Origin of the sequence: Desulfofundulus australicus DSM 11792, from assembly GCF_900129285.1 — a bacterium.
Classification (GTDB): Bacteria; Bacillota; Desulfotomaculia; order Desulfotomaculales; family Desulfovirgulaceae; genus Desulfofundulus; species Desulfofundulus australicus.
In genome coordinates this window covers 100,210-119,853 of sequence record NZ_FQUW01000006.1, presented here as the reverse complement: position 1 = coordinate 119,853, position 19,644 = coordinate 100,210, and the positions used below count along the sequence as shown (strand labels likewise).

Below are 19,644 nucleotides of genomic sequence, written 5' to 3'. Positions count from 1 at the left end.
CCAGTAGGTAAGCAAGAAGGGAGACGGATAGCTATTATCCGCACGAAACTTTGCGATTTGCTGGGAATTGAATATCCTGTTATTCAGGGTGGGATGGCCTGGGTTTCCACTGCTGAACTGGCAGCTGCCGTCAGTGAAGCCGGCGGTCTGGGAATTATTGGTTCCGGACAGGCTCCTCCGGATTGGGTGAGGGAGCAGGTACGCCTGGCCCGGAAATTGACGTCCAAACCCTTCGGGGTTAATGTTATGTTGCGCTCGCCTTTCGTGGACGAAGTAATGCAGGTGCTTCTGGAAGAACGGGTTCCGGTAATTACCACCGGGGCGGGCAACCCCGGAAAGTACCTGCCCGACCTTAAAAAAGCAGGTATCCGCGTAATTCCGGTGGTGGCTTCGGTTGCCCTGGCCCGGCGCCTGGCCAGGAGCGGGGTTGATGCCCTTATTGCCGAGGGCATGGAGAGCGGCGGCCATGTAGGGGAACTCTGCACCTTGCCCCTGGTTCCGCAGGTCGTAGATGCGGTGGACATTCCCGTTATTGCCGCTGGTGGCATTTACGATGGCCGGGGCCTGGCTGCTGCCCTTATGCTGGGCGCCCAGGGTGTCCAGATGGGAACGCGATTCATGTGCGCGGCGGAATGTACCATCCACCCGGCCGTAAAAGAAATGGTGATTAAGGCCAGGGACCGGGATACGGTGGTTACCGGACGGCCCACCGGCCATCCGGTGCGGGTTTTACGCAATAAGCTGAGCAGGCAGTTTGAAGAGCTGGAGAGCCGCTGTGCCCCGCCGGAAGAAATGGAGAAGCTGGGCGTGGGGAAGCTGCGGGCAGCCATGGTTGAAGGGGATGTGGTATATGGATCGGTAATGGCCGGGCAGGTTTCGGCCATGGTCAAGGAAATTCAACCCGCCCGGGAGATTGTAATGGACGTAGTACGGGGTGCAGCCGAGCTGCTGTCTTCAGCTTCCCGCTGGGTGGTGACCGGGAAGTGAAGCTGGCTTTCATCTTTCCCGGCCAGGGCTCGCAATATGCTGGAATGGGCCGTCAGCTTTATGAATGCTACCCGGCTGCGCGGCAGGTCTTTGCGGAAGCCGATGCTTCTTTAGGTTTTACTTTAAGCCGCCTCTGCTTTGATGGACCGGCGGAGGAGCTCCAGCATACGGTGAACGCCCAGCCTGCCATCCTTACGGTAAGTGTGGCCTGCTTACGGGTACTGCAGGAAAGGGGGGTGGTACCGGATGTGGTAGCCGGTCACAGCCTGGGGGAATACAGCGCGCTGATAGCAGCGGAGGCCATGAACTTTGCCGAGGCGGTAAAAATTGTACGCAAGCGGGGCCAGTTTATGCAGGAGGCTGTACCTCTGGGGACAGGTGGTATGGCTGCCGTTCTGGGCCTGGAGGTTCCCACGGTTCAGGAAATCTGCCAGCGGGTATCCGGCTCGGGGGTGGTGGAAGCGGTTAACCTCAACTGTCCGGGGCAGGTGGTTATAGCCGGGGAGATGGAGGCTCTGGAACTTGCCTGCAGGCTGGCCAGGGAAGCGGGGGCCAGGCGATGTGTCCCCCTGGCTGTGAGCGCTCCTTTCCATTCCAGCTTAATGCGCCCGGCCGGAGAAAAGCTGGCCCGGGAGCTGGAAGGGGTAGCCATTGCCGATCCTCGAATTCCGGTGGTAGCCAATGTCACCGCTGATTACGTAACATCCGGGGAGGAAGTTAAAAAACTCCTGGTGCAGCAGGTATACAACCCCGTGCGCTGGGAGGAAAGCATGCGGCGTCTTATTGCCGACGGCGTGCAGGCTTTTGTTGAAGTGGGTCCCGGGACGGTACTATGTGGCCTTTTGCGTAAAATTAACCGTCAGGTCAGGTGCTGGTCGGTTCAGGATCCGGAATCCCTGGAAAAAGTCCTTGCATGCCTTAAGGAGGTTGGCTAAAATGTTACTTGACGGTAAAAAGGCCATTGTTACCGGTGCTTCCCGGGGGATAGGCCGGGCTATTGCCCTGGCTCTGGCCCGGGCCGGGGCGGATGTGGTAGTAAATTACAGTGGCCAGGCTGCTGCGGCAGAGGAAGTTGCTGCCCGTATACGCCAAATGGGAAGACAGGCGGTAACATGTCAGGCGGATGTTTCCATACCTGCTGAAGCGGTAAAGCTGGTCAATGCGGCCGTTGAGCAGCTGGGAGCAGTACATATCCTGGTAAATAATGCGGGCATCACCCGGGATAACCTGGTGATGCGTCTGGCCGAGGAAGATTGGGACCGGGTGCTGGAGGTAAATTTAAAGGGTGCGTTCAACACCATAAAGGCGGCTTCCCGGTTGATGTTAAAAGCACGCTGGGGACGTATCATAAACATCAGTTCGATAGTCGGCATCACGGGTAACGCTGGCCAGGCCAGTTATGCTGCCAGCAAGGCAGGGCTTATAGGTTTGACCAAAGCGGTGGCCAGGGAACTGGGCCCGCGGAACATCACCGTTAATGCGGTGGCACCGGGGTTTATCCTGACGGATATGACCGCTTCTCTCCCGGAAAACGTAAAAGAAAAAATGCTTGGCCAGGTTGCCCTGGGTCGTTTCGGGCAACCGGAAGAAGTGGCGGCGGTGGTTGTTTTCCTGGCCAGTGAGGATGCGGGATATATTACGGGGCAAACCATTGTGGTTGACGGAGGTCTAACCATGCAGGCCTGACACATAAAGTTTGTGTAGAGTGTAGTGGAAGGGGGTGAAATATTTGTCCGTTTTTGAGAAGGTTAAAGCCATTATTGTTGAGCAACTGGGTGTGGATGAATCCGAAGTGACCATGGAAGCATCCTTTATTGAAGATCTGGGGGCTGACTCCCTGGATATTGTGGAACTGGTGATGGCTCTGGAAGAGGAGTTTGACCTGACCATACCCGATGAGGATGCAGAGAAAATCCGCACCGTGGGTGAGGCCGTTCGATATATTCAGGAGCATTTATAAAGTTAATATTCAGGGTCCCGCGTCCAGCGCGGGACTTTTTGAAATGCTTTCACGTACTGCTTAAGGAGGTAAGGTTTTGTCCAATAGAGTTGTGGTCACCGGCCTGGGGATAATATCTCCAGTAGGTATTGGTATCGAAACTTTTTGGGCCAATATTACAGCGGGGAAGAGCGGTGTGGGGGCCATTACCCGTTTTGATGCCAGTGCCTATGACACCCGTTTTGCTGCAGAAGTAAAGGATTTTGAACCAACCCGGTTCATGGATAAAAAAGAAGCTCGCCGGATGGACCGCTTTACCCAGTTTGCCCTGGCTGCTACCAGTATGGCCCTGGAGGATGCCAACCTGAACCTGGAAGAGGTTGATAGGGACCGGGTGGGCGTTATCCTGGGTTCGGGCATCGGCGGTATAGAGACCCTGGAGGAGCAGCACCGGGTTCTTTTAAAACGGGGCCCGGGGCGGGTGAGCCCTTTCTTCATTCCCATGATGATTGCCAACATGGGAGCAGGGCAGATTGCCATTACCCACCAGCTGCGGGGGTGTAATTTGACCGTTACCAGCGCCTGTGCATCCAGCAGCCATGCTGTGGGCGATGCTTTCCGCCTGCTCCAGTGGGGCTATGCGGACGTGATGATCACCGGCGGCAGTGAAGCCCCCATTACTCCTCTGGCAGTAGCAGGCTTTTCAGCCATGAAGGCCCTTTCCACCCGCAATGAGCAACCGGAAAAGGCCAGCCGGCCTTTTGATGCCGGGCGGGATGGTTTCGTCATTGGTGAGGGAGCGGCTATTCTGGTTCTGGAAACCCTGGAGCATGCCCGGCGCCGTAACGCCCGCATTTATGCCGAGGTAGCCGGGTACGGGACCAGCTGCGATGCCTACCACATTACTGCACCCGATCCCGAGGGCAGCGGGGCATCGTTGTCCATGGAGCTGGCCCTTAAGGATGCCGGTCTTCCGCCGGAAAAGGTTGATTACATCAATGCTCACGGCACCTCCACTCCACTTGGCGACCGGCTGGAAACGGTGGCCATTAAGCGTGTTTTTGGTGAGCATGCTTACCGCCTGGCCGTCAGTTCCACCAAATCCATGACCGGTCACCTGCTGGGGGCGGCAGGGGGGCTGGAGGCGGTTGTCTGTGTGCTGGCTCTTTACCACGGAATAATTCCTCCTACCATTAATTATGAAGAGCCGGACCCGGAGTGCGACCTGGACTATGTGCCGAATCAGGCCCGCAGGGTGCCTGTGGAGGTGGCCCTGAGTAATTCCTTTGGTTTTGGAGGCCATAACGCTACCCTTATATTCCGTAAGTTTTAAGGGTAAAAGGATAAAATGGTGGTAAAATGGCTCATAATCAGGAAAAAATAAAAATTTTAAAGGAAAGATTGGGGTTTAACTGGCAAAATGAAGACCTTCTGCACCTGGCCCTGACCCACAGCTCCTATGCCTACGAAAAGAATTGCCGGGGGCAGGAAAATAACCAGCGCTTGGAGTTTCTAGGCGATGCTGTGCTGGAGCTGGTGGTAAGCGATTATCTTTACCGCACCTATCCCGGGCATACCGAGGGGGAATTGACCAGGCTGCGGGCGGCAATAGTCTGCGAACCTTCCCTGGCCCGCATTGCCCGGAATCTGGAGCTGGGTTTCAGCCTTTACATGGGCCGCGGGGAAGAACGTTCGGGGGGCCGTGAACGTCCCTCCATCCTGGCCGATGCCTTTGAAGCCCTTCTGGGGGCCATTTATCTGGATCAGGGGCTGGAGGTAGCCAGAAAGGTTGCCCTGAAGTTCCTGGAACCGGTTATTAATGATGTTCTGGAAGGTCGTATGGAACGGGATTATAAGACAGAACTGCAGGAAATCCTGCAGGAAGAAGGTGTGGTGGACATTAACTATACCATCTTACATGAAGAAGGGCCCGATCATCACAAAACGTTTACTGCTGCGGTGTATTTTCAAGGCAGGGAAATGGGCCGGGGGCAGGGACGTTCAAAAAAAGAGGCAGAGCAACAGGCTGCTTGCCAGGCGCTGGCCAGGCTGGGATATCTCCAGGGGTAGGGGTAACAGGAGGTTTTTTTAAATATGGGATTTTTCAACCGGCTGAAGGAGAGTTTAAGTAAAACCCGTCAGGGCCTGGTAGAAAAAATAGAAAACCTGATCACCGGGCGTCAGGTTATTGATGAAAGCCTTTATGAAGAACTGGAAGAGGCACTGATCGGGGCCGACGTGGGGGTGGAAACGTCGCTGGAGTTAATGGAAACCCTGCGCCGGCGGGTTAAGGAGCAGAAATTGAGAGATCCCGCCCGGTTGAAGCCCCTTTTGCAGGAACTTATCACAGACGAACTGGGTACGGGGGATTCTTCCCTCAACCGGGGTGGTCCCCCGACGGTAATCCTGGTGGTAGGAGTAAATGGGGTGGGTAAAACTACAACCATCGGCAAGCTGGCCTATTACTACAAAACCCGGGGTGAGCGGGTGCTGCTGGGAGCAGCAGATACCTTCCGGGCGGCAGCTATCGATCAGCTGGAGATCTGGGGCCGGCGGGTGGGAGTGGATGTTATCAAACACAGGGAAGGTTCCGATCCGGCGGCCGTGGCCTATGATGCCCTGCAGGCGGCCCGGGCACGGAAAATGGACATGCTTATTATTGATACTGCCGGCAGGTTGCATACCAAAAGCAACCTTATGGAAGAACTGAAAAAAATCCGCCGGGTGCTGGGACGGGAGTTGTCTGGAGCCCCCCACGAGGTGTTGCTGGTTCTGGATGCCACTACCGGGCAGAATGCCATTTCCCAGGCCCGCCTCTTCAGTGAGGCTACCGGTGTTACGGGGATTGTCCTTACTAAACTGGATGGCACTGCCAGGGGCGGTGTAATTATAGGTATTCGCCGGATGCTGAACATACCGGTTAAATTTATCGGCATTGGTGAAGGAGTGGAGGACCTGCAGCCCTTCAATCCCCAGGAGTTTGCAGCCGCCCTGTTTGATTAATAAAATTATTGTGGGGGATGGGTGGCGGTTTCCCCCTCAGGGACAGGGGGGAAGCTGCCACCCCGATTTCTTATGTCCCGGGGCGGATTTTTTGCTTCAATTGCTGCAGGAGGTTCAGCAATCCCGTGCCGTATTTCAGGACGTCAATGTTGGTGTTGTAAATGAGTTGCTTTATCCCGGGGGCGGTAATCAACTTAACCAGCCTGTCAAAATCTTCATTATCCATGTTGTTGAGCATCCGGCGCAGGATAACCAGGCGCGTGATTTTGCGGCGCAAATCGCGGGTCAGATCAATATAGGATTTTCCCCGGGCCAGGGCCCGGCCGGCATAAACCCCGCTCCTGATGGCGGCCATGACGCCGAATCCCAAAAACGGTTCCATAAAGCCCCCGGCATTGCCCACCAGCAGGACGTTCCCCACCTGCGGCGGGTAGCAGTAACCGCTGGTATGCTGGACAGAAAAGTTGTCCAGCACCTGGTAATCAAGCTTTTCCATTTCCCAGAACAGGCGCCACTTCTCTTCCACTTCGTCGGCATTGCTGTTACTGACGATTAAAATCAGCGAGGCGCGGTGGTTGTTGAAAGGGGTGAGGTAGGCATAAGTTTGCCGCGCGTACTCGGTGTTCATCCACATGTGCAGGGTATGGGGGTCAAAGTTCCCCAGTACCACTGCTCCCCGCACCCAGGTTTGTAAGAAATCCTGCCAGCAGCCCAGGGTACGCGCCACCATTGGCGTACCGTCGGCTACCACCACATAATCGTAGTGTTGTGCCAGTTCCTGCCAGCGGGCATGGTGGTTGAAGTATACTGGCGTTTTCAAGAGGGAGTAGAGCTGGCTTTCGGTGGAGTTCTCGTCCTGTCCCCGCTGCAGGAAATAACCCAGGTGTCCGGTAACAGTACGGGTGACTCCGGGCATGTGCATGATTACTTTTTTCCAGGGGGCCAGGGGCCTGAGGGGCAGGTGCAATCTTTTTATCAGGAAATCCATCTGGTCTTTAATGGGCCGGGACAGCAGTTGCAGGATACCGCCTACATGGCTGAAGGTTTCCCCGGGGTGGGATCTTTGCTCAAATATGGCCGGGGTGATGCCATGGCGCTCCAGTTCCAGGGCGCAGGCCAGGCCGGAAATGCCAGCACCGATAATGGCAATGCGGGGTGAGGAGCGAGCCATCCCCATTCCTCCCTTTCCGAGGTTCGACATTTGTGTACCTGGGGCGTTTTTCTTGCACTCCAGGGGATGTATATCCCCCTTTTCTTTTATACACAATATGGAAAAAAGGGGGTGAGGTGGTTGCAGCAGGATGGGAGGGGCAATCTGATTGAAGAGGGACGGATTTCCTCCCGCCAGATGGCCATGCTGCTCTTTACCCTGATTATTTCCACCGTCGATGTTTACCTGCCGGCAGTGGTGGCCGGTGTGGCCGGACGGGATGCCTGGATAGCCGTGTTCCTGGCGGTGGTCTACGCCCTGGTTATCTGGGCGGTGGCCGTAACTCTGGCCTCCCGCTTTCCCCGCCAGACGATAATCCATTACAGCAAGGAAATTCTGGGACCTTTCCTGGGCGGTCTCATTGGAATGCTGCTGCTGGTTTATTTCTTTTTTGTCGGAGCCTCCATCGTCCGCATTCTGGTTGAAATTATGAAATCTTCCTTTATGCCCCGCACCCCTCTGGTTATTTTTGCCGCCAGCGTCGTACTGGTAGCCTGCTATGCCCTGTTTGGCGGGCTGGAGGTGATAGCCCGGGTCAATGGGATTTTGCTCCCGCTGGGGATCGCTGCCCTTTTATTTGTGGGCCTGGGCTCTTTGCCCCAGGTTGATTTCGGGCAATATCTGCCCGTACTGGAAAAAGGCCTGGGGCCGGTCAACTGGGGAGGTGTCATTTTAGCTTCTACCATTGCTGAAATTATCATTATTTTGATGCTTTACCCTTATTTGCAGGACCGGAATCGGGTAGGACTAAATGGCCTGTGGGCGCTTCTGGGGTTGGGAGCGGCCATGCTGATCGGTGTGCTGGCCATTGGCCTTTTCACCGCGGAGGTTACCGCCGCCATGAATTTCCCGGCCCTGGAAATGGTGCGGGTTATCAGGCTGGGACCCCAGAGGACCTACCTGGATATTGTAATCGCGGCTATCTGGGTGGGAGGCATTTTTGTCAAGGTAGCCCTGGTTTACTACGCCGTAGCTCTGGGGTTGGCCCAGTGGCTGGGCCTGCGCAACTACCGTCCCCTGGTGGTTCCAGTGGGCATCCTGATGGTGGCCTTATCGGTTATGGCATATCATGGCCTGAGCGATCTCCTTTATACGGAGTTAAAAATTTTCCCCGGATACTCTTTATCCCACGCCCTGCTCATTCCCCTGTTGCTTTTAGTGGTGGCGTGGCTGCGCGGGTGGCGGGCGAAAGGTTAGCCTGTCAAACCAGGTCAGGGCGGCCTGAATTGCGGGAATTACATCCAGGCCGGAGTAATAGATCAGCTGCTTGATACCGGGCATTCCCAGGATGCCCACCAGGCGGTCCAGGCCGCGGTTGTCCAGTTTGTCCAGTTTGCAACGCAGCTCGTTCAACTGTTCTATTCTCTGGATCAGGGGTCTTATCAATCTTTCGTAATTATCACCCCTTAAAATAGCCCTGGCGGCCAGCACCCCGCTGATCACCCCGGGGAAAAGGCCCAGTCCAAAGAGGTTGCTGAAAAATCCACCGCTGTTGCCCACCAGGAGGATGTTGCCCAACTGGTGACCGGTTGCCCGCCCGGTGTGAAATTCCATCTCACAGGTTTGTACGACGGGATAATGCAGTTTTTTCGATTCCAGAAAGAGTTCCCAGTAATCGTCCATGTCGGCGGGCGTGATGCCCCCTACCATGAGGTATAAACAGGCCCGCCCGGCATCAAAGGGTGCCAGGTAGCCGTAGCCATGTTTGGCGAAGCGGGTGTCCCAGAAAACGTGGAAGGTATGGGGTTCGAATTCCCCCAGTACCAGGGCTCCCCTGATAATTATTCGGGAATGTTCCAGCCACAGGCCCAGCTGGCGGGTGGCTTTGCTGTCCCCGGTGGCAACCACCACCCAGTCATATTCCCTGGCCAGAGCCTGCGGGTCAGCAATGGTTTCAAAGATAACGGGACAGGTGAGCCGGGCTGCCAGTTGGTTTTCGATGGAAAGAGGTGAACGACCCCGGTAGAGGAGGTAACCCAGGCGCGACCGTATAACGGCCCGGTGGCCGGGGCTGTGCATGATAATGGTGTGCAGGGGAGCCAGGGGATGAAGTTGAAGATGGTAACGTCTGGCCAGGTAGGCCAGCTGGTTCTTTACAGGGTGCCACGGCAGGTTTAAGAGTACATCCACCCGTTCCACCGGGTGGCCGGTGCGGTGAAACCGCTCGAAGATAACCGGTTTAACGCCCTGGCGTTGCAGTTCCAGGGCACAGGCCAGGCCGCTGGGACCGGCTCCTATGATGGCAACACGCAATTTTACTCACCCGTAACATATTGTTGGTTAGAGCGGGGGATATTATGAGCCGCTGGGAGAACTCATTAAACTCCCGGTCAGGGGGGAAAATAGGCAAAAATGCGGAGGGTTAAGAATGCCCTGGTTAATTGCCTTTGCCATTAGCTGGCTTGTATTTTTTGCCCTGGCCAGAAGGGAGTTCTGGATATCCCATCTGGCAGGCGGGCTATCGGCCTGTATTATCCAGCTTGTTACCGATTTTATCGGTCATGACCTGAAGTTATATCAAGTTTCCTCGCCCCTCCTGTCCATTTTTTGTTCTTCAGCTTTCTTTACCTTTGGTCCTGTGTTTACCATGGGGGCTCTGTTCGGGCAGTATCTCCCTGGGGCGCGCTGGTTACAGGGTTTGCATATACTTGTGTTTTCCGGTCTCTTTCTCTTGCAGGAACATATGTTCATGCTGGCCGGTGTTCTGGATTATATCAACTGGTACCACCCGGCAAGCTTCATGATAAATTTTTTGGTTTTTGTTTTCCTGGCCTGGGTGGTGGAAAGCCAGCGCAAGGGCTGGCGGTAAGTACAAGCACTTCTTTTGGGGGAGGGAAAGGTTTGGATTTATTCACCTTTACAGTTTTCTCGCTGGGAGTGGCCCTGGCGGTTGCGCTCTGGCTGCAGGTGGTCAAGAAGTTGCACTTATGAGGCGAAATGAACCTTTTCTCCGTTGCAGGTTTAAAAATATAGGATGGGGAAGGAGAAGGCATTTCTGTGGCCTGGCTGGTTTTGTTTCTTGTTTCTTTTTTTATGTCTGCTTTACTCGTGGGAAAAAAGGGCTGGGTTTTACTCTGGCCCATGGGACTGGTTGCCCTGGTGGTTGTTTACGTACTGGATGTTACCCTGATCAGGCTGGGGGCTTTTACTTATAAGTTCGGCCTTCCGATTCTGGGCGGTTTGCCGCCGCTTTATTTTCTGTCCGGCCTGTTCAACGGGGTCACGGTGGCGCGGTTTTACCCCGCCAGGCGCTGGCTGCGGTTGCCCTACATTATCCTGCTATCTGCGGCGTATTTATTGGTGGAGTGGCTGATGATTTTTACCGGATATTTTACCTATACCAGCAAATGGTCACTATGGCATAGTCTGGGTTTAAATGTGACTGGCTTTACTTTATTATTCTGGCTGGGAGAGTGGCTGGGAGTAATCAAGCCGGGGAGGTAGGAAGGGGATTATTAAAGCCGGTAGCGCGGGTTTTTATTGAGTCCGGGTAAAATCCGGCTCGGTGGAAAAGGATTGGCTTCCATGGCGGCAATCGCCCGGTGCAGGGTCAGTACGTGCTGGCTTTCCTCATCCCTTAAACGCGCAAAGAGGTTTCGTGCGATTGGGTTGACGATCATGAGAAATTGTTCGTTGTAAAAATGCTGGCTCCATAGTTTGTCAGTAAGAGCATCATAAAGCAAATCCAGCTTGTTCAACCCTTTTCTTCCCTTCTTAATAAAGTTACCGTTTTTATTGTATGTTTAAGTTTTTCATTTCCTCCTTAAGCAGGGCAATATGGCGGCTGCAGGTGACGGCAAAGCTGCCGAAAAGTTCCTGTAGCTTCTTATCCCGCGAATTGCGGGCCAGAAAGGAATACTTGGCCTGTCGTCGCTGTTCCATTTCAATTGCCTTTTTGAAAGCGTAATTAAGTATTTCCTTTTCGCTGAGGAGAGACAAACAAAACCACCTCAGCTTTATTTTTTACCCTCAGGACCCTGGATATGCACATTTTTTCCTGTCAGAATTTTCATTAATTCTCTGACCAGTTCATTGCTCACGGTGTAGCAGATTTCCGTTCCCCGGCGTCGTCCTTTAATAATGCCCCGGGATTTAAGAATGCTTAAATGCTGGGAAACGGTGGACTGCGGCAACTCCAGGCATTCGCGGATTTTGGTCACGTTACATTCGTTTTGCAGCAACCCGTCGACAATGCACAGGCGGACGGGATGGGCCAGGGCTTTTAAAAGTTCAGCCTTTTCTTCATAATCATGGACATTATTTTGGACAATATTCATAATGTCACCCGCTATTTTTATATTTGTATATTACGATTTTAAAGTAGATAAATCCACCTGTCAAATAGCCCCCGGCTGACTGTAATTTTGAAAAATTTATCGCCACTAAAGGAAAGTAAGCGGCAAGGGCGAATAGTAGCTAAGGTTAAGATGAAGTCTAGAAATAACCAGGTTGACGTTTTACAGGGAATGGAGGGCTTGAAGATGACCGTGCGTATAGCCATCATTGGCGGGACAGGAGTATACGATCCCAGTATCCTGGATGAAGTTCGTCAGAAGAGGCTGGAAACTCCCTTTGGCCCTGTTTGGGTTAAAATTGGTAACTACCGGGAGAGGGAGGTGGCCTTTGTAGCCCGCCACGGGGAAGATCACTCAGTACCACCGCACCTTGTCAATTACCGGGCCAATATCTGGGGGCTCAAACAGCTGGGGGTAAAGAGTATCCTGGCTACAGCTGCCGTGGGCTCTTTAAATCCGGAGATGAAGCCCTGCCAGCTTGTTTTTGTGGACCAGTTTCTTGATTTTACCAAAAGCCGTCCCCAGACTTTTATAGAGAAAGGCGTGGTTCACCTGGATATGACCGATCCCTACTGCCCGGAATTGCGAGCTACCCTTGCCCGGGCCGCCAGGGAGCTGGGGTTGGAACATCATACCGCGGGCACCTATGTTTGTACCGAGGGGCCGCGTTTCGAAACCCCCGCTGAAATCCGCATGTTCCGCCAGCTGGGAGGAGATATTGTGGGTATGACCAGTGTTCCCGAGGTGGTTCTGGCCCGGGAAGCTGGAATCTGTTATGCAACTATTGCCATGGTGACCAATTTTGCTGCCGGGATTTCGCCCAATCGTCTTTCCCACCAGGAAGTGGTGGAGGTAATGGCTGAAAATACGGCCAACCTGCGCCGTCTGGTTATGCGGGCCATAGAGTTATTGCAGCCGGACCGTACCTGTCTCTGTCACGAAACCCCACTTGATCCTTCTGCCGTAAAATAGGAAGGAGTTGGTAGTTTTGGAGACCATGCGCTGGGAAGATGGGGTTTTGTTGCTCCTGGATCAAACCAGGTTGCCTGGTAAGGTTGAATATATTCAGTGCCGGGACCATGTGACTGTTGCGGAAGCCATCCGCAGCTTGCGGGTGCGGGGAGCGCCGGCTATAGGTGCAGCGGCGGCCTATGGGCTGGTGCTGGGGGTTTTGGCGGCCAGACCCCGGAACCGCCAGGAACTCCTTGCCCGTGCCCGGGAGGTGGCTGAAGTTCTGGCTTCTACCCGTCCCACTGCGGTTAACCTTACCTGGGCACTAAACCGACTTTTGCATAAGCTGGAAGCAACCCCCTCTCAGGATACCCGGGAATTAACGGAGCTTTTAATAAATGAAGCCCATGCAATTTATCAGGAAGACCGGGAGGGTAACAAGCGCATCGGGCGTTACGGCCAGGAACTGGTTCCTCCCGGGGCGAGGATTCTAACCCATTGCAATGCCGGAGCTTTAGCTACGGCCGGTTATGGTACTGCCCTGGGGGTAATCCGGGCTGCTCAGGAAGCAGGGAAGCGGGTCAGTGTATATGCCAGTGAAACCAGGCCCCTTTTGCAGGGTGCGCGTTTGACTGCCTGGGAGTTGCTCCAGGAAAATATACCCGTTACCCTTATTACTGATAATATGGCCGCTTATTTAATGGCCCGGGGGATGGTAGATCTGGTGGTGGTGGGGGCAGATCGCATTGCGTCCAACGGGGATGTGGCGAACAAGATCGGTACTTATGGCCTTGCTGTCCTGGCCAGAGAACACGGCGTGCCCTTTTATGTGGCGGCACCCCTGTCCACCATAGACCTTTCCCTGGACAGCGGGAAGGATATTCCCATTGAAGAGCGGCGGCCGGAAGAGGTGACCCACCTTGCCGGGATACCGGTAGCTCCCCGGGGAATCAAGGTCTGGAACCCTGCCTTTGATATCACTCCGGCCCGGCTGATAACAGCCATTATTACAGATCAAGGGGTGGCCAGACCGCCCTACAGGGAAAGCCTGGCCGGGCTTTTCAAAGCCTGAGCCGATGAGAACACCAACAGGGTATTTTACCAGGAGGAGAGCAATAAAAATGCAGGAATATCTTATTCGGGATATCAACCTGGCACCCGGGGGCAGGCTGAAAATTGACTGGGTACGGGTTCATATGCCGGTTCTCAATGTTATCAGGGAAGAGTTTGAAAGAACACGTCCTTTTGCCGGGGTAAGGGTGGCCATGAGTATTCACCTGGAGGGCAAAACAGCTTATCTGGCCGAAGTTCTTAAAGCAGGTGGAGCGGAAGTGGCCATCTCCGGCTCCAACCCCCTGTCAACCCAGGACGACGTAGCTGCAGCTCTGGCTGCAGAAGGCATTCACGTCTACGCCTGGCATGGGGCGACCGGTGAAGAATATGTGGAACACCTGGTTAAAGTTCTGGAAATCCGTCCCCACGTGGTTATCGATGACGGGGGTGATCTGGTTCACCTGCTGCATACCCGTTGCCGTGAACTGGCCGGGGAAGTGGTTGGGGGATGCGAGGAAACTACAACCGGAGTTTCCCGCCTGAAGGCGATGGAACAGGAGGGCCGGTTGCTTTTTCCCATGATTGCCGTCAACGATGCCCGCTGCAAATTCCTTTTTGATAATCGCTACGGGACGGGAGAATCGGTTTGGGCCGGGATCATGCGTACCACGAATTTGCTGGTGGCAGGCAAGACCGTGGTGGTTGTGGGTTACGGATGGTGCGGTAAAGGGGTGGCCAGGCGTGCCGCAGGACTGGGGGCAAAGGTGGTTGTCTGTGAGGTGGACCCGGTCAGGGCCCTGGAGGCATACATGGACGGTTACCTGGTGATGAAAAGCGAACAGGCTGCTGAAGTGGGAGATATTTTCATCACCGTTACCGGCTGCCGTGATGTTTTGAGGAGCAGGCATTTCCGGCGGATGAAAGATGGGGCCATCCTGGCCAATGCCGGTCATTTTGATGTGGAAATTAACAAACCTGAGCTGGCAGGAATAGCGGTTTCCCGCCGGCTTGTCCGGCAAAATATAGAAGAATTTACCCTGCCGGACGGGCGACGTATATATCTCCTGGGAGAAGGCCGGCTGGTGAATCTGGCTGCCGGGGACGGTCACCCGGCGGAAATTATGGATATGTCCTTTGCCCTGCAGGCTCTTTCCGCCCGTTATATCTGGGAGAACGGGAATTGTTTGAAGCCCGGGGTGCATTTGGTGCCGCCTGAACTGGACCGGCGGGTGGCGGAGATAAAATTATCTTCCTTGGGCGTTGAAATCGATCAGCTGACACCGGATCAAAAGGCCTACCTTCAGAGCTGGCAGGCAGGATGATGGGAGGATGGGGAATTTATGACGGTGGCAGTGGAGAAATATAAAGAGCAGGTCTACAAAATGAGCCTGCGGATGGCTACCAGCGGTCTGGTGACAGGGAGCTGGGGTAATATTTCTGCCCGGGTGCCCAGGGAGGAACTGGTGGTGATCACACCCAGCGGTATACCCTATGCTAACCTGCAGGCCCGGGATATGGTGGTGCTGGATCTGGACGGCCGGGTGGTGGAGGGAGAGAAACGTCCCTCCACGGAATTTATGTTACACCTGGCCATATACCATGCCCGCCCTGATGTTTATGCTGTAATGCATACCCACAGCGTTTTTGCCAGCGCCCTGGCCGTGGCCCGCAAGCCCATTCCTCCTATCTTAGAAGACCTGGCCCAGACAGTAGGTAATGGCGTGGCTGTGGCCAGCTATGCCCGGGCCGGTACGGAGGAGCTGGCCCGGGCGGCGGTGGAAGCCCTGGGAGACCGGGGAGCGGTGCTCCTGGCCAATCATGGCGTGGTGGGAGTCGGACGCAACCTGGAGGAAGCTTTTATGGTATGCCAAATTGTGGAAAAGTCAGCTAAAGTTTACGTTTGGGCTGACCTGGTTGGGCAGCCGGCCATTTTGCCTGCTGAAGAGGTAGAGGCGCTGAGGAGTTCCTACCTTCAAGGCTACAGTCTGGCAATGGTACGTAATTTCTCCCTAAATGAACGGCAATAACCTGTATTTTGCCTGCAGGCCGGGGACCTGTTTAACCACAACGTCTGGAGGAATCAATTATGAAAATAATGATCAGCGGGGCTGCTGTGTTAACCATGGAGCAGGGCAGTGCCCTTATTCCCGACGGTGAAATTATTATTGAGGGACAATACATAACCCATGTGGGTCCTGCGGGGAGCGTTTCCCCGGAACAAAATTTTGACCGGGTAATTGATGCCCGGGGCATGCTGGCCATGCCGGGTTTTGTTAACTGCCATACTCACGCATCCATGACATTACTGCGGGGATATGCCGATGACCTGCCCCTTATGGAATGGCTGCAAAAAAAAATCTGGCCGGTAGAAGAAAGGCTCGAGCCTGAAGATATTTACTGGGGTGCCATGCTTAGCTGCCTGGAGATGATTCGTTCCGGGACCACGACCTTTGCCGACATGTATTTCCATATGGACGAAGTGGCCCGGGCAGTAGAGAAGGCGGGGATGAGGGCCAGCCTGTCCCAGGGCCTGATCGGGCTTTCACCGGGGGCAGGGGAGGCCCTGAGCAACAGCCGCCGTTTTATCCGCGAGTGGCATGGTCAGGCGGAAGGGCGCATTACCACCATGCTGGGACCACACGCCCCATACACCTGCCCGCCCGATTTTCTGGCCCGGGTTTTGGATATGGCAGATGAGTTGAAGGTGGGTATCCATATCCATATTGCAGAAACCCGGGCTGAAATAGAAGAAATTCAGCAAAAGTACGGTAAAACACCAGTAGCCCTGATGGAACAGGTAGGATTATTTAATTTTCCTGTGCTGGCTGCCCATTGCGTTCATCTTACCGATGAAGATATCCGCATTCTGGTGGCCAGGGGTGCAGGTATAGCTCATAATCCCGAAAGCAATATGAAACTGGCCAGTGGAATTGCCCCGGTAACCCGGCTGCTGGCCGCAGGGGCGCTGGTAGGGCTGGGTACCGATGGAGCAGCCAGTAACAACAACCTGGATATGATGGAAGAAATGCGTTCGGCAGCCTTGCTGCAAAAAGTTGCCACCATGGATCCCATGGCCCTCCCTGCCCAGGATGCCCTGGCCATGGCCACGGTAAACGGTGCCCGGGTACTGGGGTTAAAAGATGTGGGCCCGCTTAAGCCGGGTAATAAGGCGGACATCATCCTGGTCAATCTTGACCGGCCCCATTTTTATCCCCGCCACAACCTGATGGCCCATTTGGTTTATGCAGCCCGGGCATCTGATGTGGAAACGGTAATCATCGATGGCCGGCTGGTGATGGAAAATAGACAGGTCCTTACCCTTGACGAAGAAAGGATTTATTATGAAGTGCAGAAACGCGCGGAGAAACTGGTGGGGGCTGTCAGGAGTTAATGCCGGATAGGATTCTTTATCGTATCATCAGGCCCCGGTGCGTTTGGGAACTTACAAAGAAATGAAGGTGGCTTTATGGCAGTGGTTAAGCTAACCCGGCGCAGGTATCACCGGGTATTACTCGGTCACCCCTGGGTTTACCGGACCGAGGTGGAAGACATCCAGGGAGATTTCAACCCCGGTGATGTGGTGGAAGTGGTGGACTACCGGGGGCGGTTTGTGGGACGGGGTTACATTAACCCCGCCTCGCAAATTATAGTGCGCCTCCTCACCCGGGAAAAAGGGGAAAAAATCGACCGCGAATTTTTTCGCCGGCGCCTGATGTCGGCCATAGATTACCGCCGGCGGGTGGTCAGGCATAGCAATGCCTGCCGCCTGGTTTTTGCCGAGGCGGATTTTCTGCCAGCGCTAATTGTAGACCGCTTTGGCGACTACCTTTCCCTGCAAACCCTGGCCCTGGGAATTGACCTGTATAAAGAAACCATTGTCGAGCTCCTGGATGAGTTGCTGAATCCCGCTGGCATTTATGAGAGAAACGATGTGTCGGTGCGGGAGCTGGAGGGGCTGCCCCTGAGGACGGGTTTTTTGAAGGGGCCTTTTAATCCTGTAGTGGAAATAGAAGAAAACGGCCTGCGTTTTCTGGTTGACCTGGCCGGGGGACAGAAAACCGGTTACTTTCTGGATCAGCGGGAAAACCGCCTGGCTCTGGAGGGGTTGGCCCGGGATGCCCGGGTGCTGGATTGTTTTTGTCACACCGGTACTTTTTCCGTATATGCCGCCCGCTTTGGGGCCAGGGAGGTACTGGGTATTGACGTGGCAGGTGACGCACTGGAGATGGCCAGGGAAAATGCAGCCCGTAACGGGTTTGACCGGGTCTGCACCTTCCGGGAGGGCAACGCTTTTGACGAGTTGAGAGATCTGGATCGGGCGGGGGAGCGCTTTGAACTGATCATTCTCGACCCGCCAGCTTTTACCAAGTCCAGGGAAGCACTGGAAGGTGCCATCCGTGGCTATAAGGAGATTAACCTGCGGGCCATGAAACTCCTGCCGGCAGGCGGTTTTCTGGTTACCTGCTCGTGTTCCTATCATATGACCGAAAGTCTTTTCATGGAGGTATTGCTGGATGCCGCCCGTGATGTAAAAAGACAGTTGCGCCTGGTGGAAATGCGCCGCCAGGCCAGGGATCACCCCATGCTTCTTGCCTCGCCGGAAACCTACTATTTAAAATGCTTTATACTGCAGGTGTGGTGAGGCTTTGAAAATCAAGGCTTCCAAGGTTTTGGTGTGAACTGGAAAGGACGTGGGAAGAAAACAAAGGTATCGAGGTTTATTCAGACACCGATTGTTCTGGGTGCCTCAAGGGTCACTTGCCACTCTCCCTCCCCGATCCGCGTTACCCCTGCGGTGGTGTATCCCTTGGCCGCTGCCACTTTGGGCACGTCGGTGGTAGCGGCCGGGCAGTCTACCAGCATCTCCAGGGTGCCGCCAGCCGGCAGCTTGGCCAGCAGCAGCTCTACGGCATACTTGGCTGAAAACTCACCCTCTTGTGGGGTGGGATGAAAGGAGCATTCCCCAACGGGCAGAAATGAAGGGGTTGCCCGTGAAGCGCCACATGCACCTTTTAATGGACGAAAACAGAGCGGCCCGCCCTATCTCCGGGGCGGGCCGCCGGGATTTCAAGGGAATTTGCCGGTTTATTGTTGTTTGAGCAGGGTGTAATCATAACCCGCAGGCGGATGGGGATAATCAAAGAGCACGGGCATTTCCTCAAGCTCTTTTTTCTTTAATACCCGGGTTTCGGATTCATCTATGTACCATCCCTTTTGACCCTGTATCCAGGTGGTACGGCCGGAACTATCATCCCTTTCCACCACTGTTCCCTCTTTTGGTTTTACAATGAATTGCGTATCTTCGTACCAGTGGCGGTTAAACTTTAATTCCTCATTGCCGCCGGCAATTCCGCCTTTGGGAAGTTCCTGTTCATACAACCTGATAACATGGGGTGGATGCCCCTTTTCAGGTTGTATCTCGCTATAATAGAGGCGGGCTACAATTTTATAGGCAGTTTTTTCGCTGTACCACATACCGCCGTCAGTTCGACCTGCGCTGAGCAATTCATATCGCACTAATATCGTCTGGGCAGCATCATCTTTTGTCGGGTAAAGGGATGCTTTTTGTTTCTCGGCGAGGTATTCGTTAAGGGTAACTATTACGGGTAAAATAAACTTTGTCCCACGTCCCAGATACCCCAGGCTTAGTTCTCCACCTCCCGGCAGCGGGTATTCCCACTCCTTCTGGAGTTCAGGCGGCAGGGTGAAATCAATTCCAATTAGTTTTTCTTTTTCATTCCAGTAAACTGTAGCGCCCAACATTTCGGCAATCCATCTGACAGGAACCATTATCCTGCCGTGGATAATATGCGGTGGTACGTCTAGCTTAGTTTCTCGACCATTGACAATGAGCTTGATTGGGTTGGAGGCATAGGCTGTAGCTGCAAAGATACCCACCAGCGCAACAAACACCCCGGCAATTAACCACTTTTTCCGCATTAATAAGACCTCCTTATAAATTGTTATATCAGGGTCATTCTTTTTTTAGACGAAGGAACCATTAATTGGGTTCCTCCTGTGATTATTCAGGGAACAATTAAAAAGTTCGTCTGCCCTAAAGTGAAGAAGGAGGCAGGAGTCGGGATTGACCGTGCCCTGGACATGGCAGAGATTATCTCTTTATAAAAACCGGTGCCAATATTTCTGGGAAAATTCATATCGTTTTTATCCCTGAAAACTTACTGGTTAATCGTATAAAGTGTATG

At 54.1% G+C, this 19,644-nt stretch carries 23 protein-coding genes; 16 read left to right on the top strand and 7 right to left on the bottom strand.

Features of this window, described 5'->3' with window-relative positions:
• Positions 1-33: 33 nt before the first annotated feature.
• From fabK to ftsY, 7 genes are all read left to right on the top strand, one after another.
• Positions 34-987, top strand: a complete 954-nt coding sequence (fabK, locus tag BUB44_RS02285) for an enoyl-[acyl-carrier-protein] reductase FabK (protein WP_073162942.1) — start codon at positions 34-36, stop codon at positions 985-987.
• Positions 984-1,922 (top strand): ACP S-malonyltransferase, encoded by a 939-nt coding sequence (gene fabD, locus BUB44_RS02280; protein WP_073162891.1) that lies wholly within the window; start codon positions 984-986, stop codon positions 1,920-1,922. Before fabK ends, fabD begins: the two co-directional genes overlap by 4 nt.
• A 1-nt stretch (position 1,923) precedes the next feature.
• Positions 1,924-2,673 (top strand): 3-oxoacyl-[acyl-carrier-protein] reductase, encoded by a 750-nt coding sequence (gene fabG, locus BUB44_RS02275; RefSeq protein ID WP_073162889.1) that lies wholly within the window; start codon positions 1,924-1,926, stop codon positions 2,671-2,673.
• A 43-nt stretch (positions 2,674-2,716) separates the two neighbouring features.
• Positions 2,717-2,947 carry an acyl carrier protein gene (acpP, locus tag BUB44_RS02270; protein WP_013823343.1) on the top strand — a complete coding sequence of 77 codons (231 nt, stop codon included), beginning with the start codon at positions 2,717-2,719 and terminating at the stop codon, positions 2,945-2,947.
• A gap of 76 nt (positions 2,948-3,023) precedes the next feature.
• The gene (fabF, locus tag BUB44_RS02265) at positions 3,024-4,259 is read left to right on the top strand and encodes a beta-ketoacyl-ACP synthase II (RefSeq protein ID WP_073162887.1); all 1,236 of its coding nucleotides are present in this window, start codon (positions 3,024-3,026) and stop codon (positions 4,257-4,259) included.
• 26 nt (positions 4,260-4,285) lie between these two features.
• Positions 4,286-4,996: a ribonuclease III gene (rnc, locus tag BUB44_RS02260; RefSeq protein WP_073162885.1), complete on the top strand. Its 711-nt coding sequence runs from the start codon at positions 4,286-4,288 to the stop codon at positions 4,994-4,996.
• 24 nt (positions 4,997-5,020) lie between these two features.
• Positions 5,021-5,929 carry a signal recognition particle-docking protein FtsY gene (gene ftsY / locus BUB44_RS02255; protein ID WP_073162883.1) on the top strand — a complete coding sequence of 303 codons (909 nt, stop codon included), beginning with the start codon at positions 5,021-5,023 and terminating at the stop codon, positions 5,927-5,929.
• Between the two features lie 70 nt (positions 5,930-5,999).
• Here the strand turns inward: ftsY and BUB44_RS02250 are convergent, their stop codons facing one another.
• Positions 6,000-7,100: an NAD(P)/FAD-dependent oxidoreductase gene (locus tag BUB44_RS02250; RefSeq protein ID WP_073162881.1), complete on the bottom strand. Its 1,101-nt coding sequence runs from the start codon at positions 7,098-7,100 to the stop codon at positions 6,000-6,002.
• A gap of 120 nt (positions 7,101-7,220) precedes the next feature.
• Between BUB44_RS02250 and BUB44_RS02245 the strand changes: the two genes are divergently transcribed.
• Positions 7,221-8,336 (top strand): GerAB/ArcD/ProY family transporter, encoded by a 1,116-nt coding sequence (locus BUB44_RS02245; RefSeq protein ID WP_073162879.1) that lies wholly within the window; start codon positions 7,221-7,223, stop codon positions 8,334-8,336.
• Here the strand turns inward: BUB44_RS02245 and BUB44_RS15950 are convergent.
• The gene (locus BUB44_RS15950; protein ID WP_073162878.1) at positions 8,295-9,392 is read right to left on the bottom strand and encodes an NAD(P)/FAD-dependent oxidoreductase; all 1,098 of its coding nucleotides are present in this window, start codon (positions 9,390-9,392) and stop codon (positions 8,295-8,297) included. The two genes, BUB44_RS02245 and BUB44_RS15950, sit on opposite strands and share 42 nt — an antisense overlap.
• A gap of 115 nt (positions 9,393-9,507) precedes the next feature.
• On the opposite strand from BUB44_RS15950, the gene BUB44_RS02235 reads away from it, so the two are divergent.
• Positions 9,508-9,948, top strand: a complete 441-nt coding sequence (locus BUB44_RS02235) for a hypothetical protein (RefSeq protein ID WP_073162876.1) — start codon at positions 9,508-9,510, stop codon at positions 9,946-9,948.
• A 188-nt stretch (positions 9,949-10,136) separates the two neighbouring features.
• Positions 10,137-10,583 carry a hypothetical protein gene (locus tag BUB44_RS02230; RefSeq protein ID WP_073162874.1) on the top strand — a complete coding sequence of 149 codons (447 nt, stop codon included), beginning with the start codon at positions 10,137-10,139 and terminating at the stop codon, positions 10,581-10,583.
• An 11-nt stretch (positions 10,584-10,594) separates the two neighbouring features.
• Here BUB44_RS02230 and BUB44_RS02225 read toward each other — a convergent pair whose 3' ends face one another.
• The 3 genes from BUB44_RS02225 to BUB44_RS02215 are packed head-to-tail and all read right to left on the bottom strand — an operon-like array spanning position 10,595 to position 11,416.
• Positions 10,595-10,837 (bottom strand): hypothetical protein, encoded by a 243-nt coding sequence (locus tag BUB44_RS02225; RefSeq protein WP_027356533.1) that lies wholly within the window; start codon positions 10,835-10,837, stop codon positions 10,595-10,597.
• A gap of 34 nt (positions 10,838-10,871) precedes the next feature.
• The gene (locus BUB44_RS02220; RefSeq protein ID WP_073162872.1) at positions 10,872-11,078 is read right to left on the bottom strand and encodes a hypothetical protein; all 207 of its coding nucleotides are present in this window, start codon (positions 11,076-11,078) and stop codon (positions 10,872-10,874) included.
• A 17-nt stretch (positions 11,079-11,095) separates the two neighbouring features.
• On the bottom strand, positions 11,096-11,416 hold the full coding sequence (locus BUB44_RS02215) for an ArsR/SmtB family transcription factor (protein WP_073162870.1): 321 nt from the start codon (positions 11,414-11,416) through the stop codon (positions 11,096-11,098).
• Positions 11,417-11,620: 204 nt separating this feature from the next.
• On the opposite strand from BUB44_RS02215, the gene mtnP reads away from it, so the two are divergent.
• The 6 genes from mtnP (at position 11,621) to BUB44_RS02185 (ending at position 18,080) form a co-directional block, all read left to right on the top strand.
• Positions 11,621-12,406, top strand: coding sequence for an S-methyl-5'-thioadenosine phosphorylase (gene mtnP / locus BUB44_RS02210; RefSeq protein ID WP_073162869.1), 786 nt, complete (start codon positions 11,621-11,623; stop codon positions 12,404-12,406).
• Positions 12,407-12,422: 16 nt separating this feature from the next.
• Positions 12,423-13,457, top strand: a complete 1,035-nt coding sequence (gene mtnA, locus BUB44_RS02205; protein ID WP_073162867.1) for an S-methyl-5-thioribose-1-phosphate isomerase — start codon at positions 12,423-12,425, stop codon at positions 13,455-13,457.
• A 49-nt stretch (positions 13,458-13,506) separates the two neighbouring features.
• Complete coding sequence (locus BUB44_RS02200; RefSeq protein ID WP_073162865.1) at positions 13,507-14,760, top strand: adenosylhomocysteinase; 1,254 nt, start codon at positions 13,507-13,509, stop codon at positions 14,758-14,760.
• Between the two features lie 18 nt (positions 14,761-14,778).
• Positions 14,779-15,465: a class II aldolase/adducin family protein gene (locus BUB44_RS02195; protein WP_027356527.1), complete on the top strand. Its 687-nt coding sequence runs from the start codon at positions 14,779-14,781 to the stop codon at positions 15,463-15,465.
• Between the two features lie 56 nt (positions 15,466-15,521).
• Entirely contained in the window at positions 15,522-16,829 is a 1,308-nt protein-coding gene (locus BUB44_RS02190; protein ID WP_073162864.1) for an amidohydrolase, read from the top strand.
• 75 nt (positions 16,830-16,904) lie between these two features.
• Complete coding sequence (locus BUB44_RS02185) at positions 16,905-18,080, top strand: class I SAM-dependent rRNA methyltransferase (RefSeq protein ID WP_073162862.1); 1,176 nt, start codon at positions 16,905-16,907, stop codon at positions 18,078-18,080.
• An 80-nt stretch (positions 18,081-18,160) separates the two neighbouring features.
• Here BUB44_RS02185 and BUB44_RS16080 read toward each other — a convergent pair whose 3' ends face one another.
• Both BUB44_RS16080 and BUB44_RS02175 read right to left on the bottom strand, forming a co-directional pair.
• Positions 18,161-18,301 carry a sulfurtransferase TusA family protein gene (locus BUB44_RS16080; RefSeq protein WP_114362046.1) on the bottom strand — a complete coding sequence of 47 codons (141 nt, stop codon included), beginning with the start codon at positions 18,299-18,301 and terminating at the stop codon, positions 18,161-18,163.
• A gap of 222 nt (positions 18,302-18,523) precedes the next feature.
• On the bottom strand, positions 18,524-19,378 hold the full coding sequence (locus BUB44_RS02175; protein ID WP_073162861.1) for a copper amine oxidase N-terminal domain-containing protein: 855 nt from the start codon (positions 19,376-19,378) through the stop codon (positions 18,524-18,526).
• Positions 19,379-19,644: the final 266 nt, after the last annotated feature.

Excerpts from the sequence above, each read along its gene's own strand:
- fabG (WP_073162889.1), top strand. The coding sequence starts at position 1,924 with ATGTTACTTGACGGTAAAAAGGCCATTGTTACCGGTGCTTCCCGGGGG.
- rnc (WP_073162885.1), top strand. The coding sequence starts at position 4,286 with ATGGCTCATAATCAGGAAAAAATAAAAATTTTAAAGGAAAGATTGGGG.
- ftsY (WP_073162883.1), top strand. The coding sequence starts at position 5,021 with ATGGGATTTTTCAACCGGCTGAAGGAGAGTTTAAGTAAAACCCGTCAG.
- BUB44_RS02250 (WP_073162881.1), bottom strand. The coding sequence starts at position 7,100 with ATGGCTCGCTCCTCACCCCGCATTGCCATTATCGGTGCTGGCATTTCC.
- BUB44_RS02235 (WP_073162876.1), top strand. The coding sequence starts at position 9,508 with ATGCCCTGGTTAATTGCCTTTGCCATTAGCTGGCTTGTATTTTTTGCC.
- BUB44_RS02215 (WP_073162870.1), bottom strand. The coding sequence starts at position 11,416 with ATGAATATTGTCCAAAATAATGTCCATGATTATGAAGAAAAGGCTGAA.
- mtnP (WP_073162869.1), top strand. The coding sequence starts at position 11,621 with ATGACCGTGCGTATAGCCATCATTGGCGGGACAGGAGTATACGATCCC.
- BUB44_RS02200 (WP_073162865.1), top strand. The coding sequence starts at position 13,507 with ATGCAGGAATATCTTATTCGGGATATCAACCTGGCACCCGGGGGCAGG.
- BUB44_RS02195 (WP_027356527.1), top strand. The coding sequence starts at position 14,779 with ATGACGGTGGCAGTGGAGAAATATAAAGAGCAGGTCTACAAAATGAGC.
- BUB44_RS02185 (WP_073162862.1), top strand. The coding sequence starts at position 16,905 with ATGGCAGTGGTTAAGCTAACCCGGCGCAGGTATCACCGGGTATTACTC.
- BUB44_RS16080 (WP_114362046.1), bottom strand. The coding sequence starts at position 18,301 with ATGCTGGTAGACTGCCCGGCCGCTACCACCGACGTGCCCAAAGTGGCA.
- BUB44_RS02175 (WP_073162861.1), bottom strand. The coding sequence starts at position 19,378 with ATGCGGAAAAAGTGGTTAATTGCCGGGGTGTTTGTTGCGCTGGTGGGT.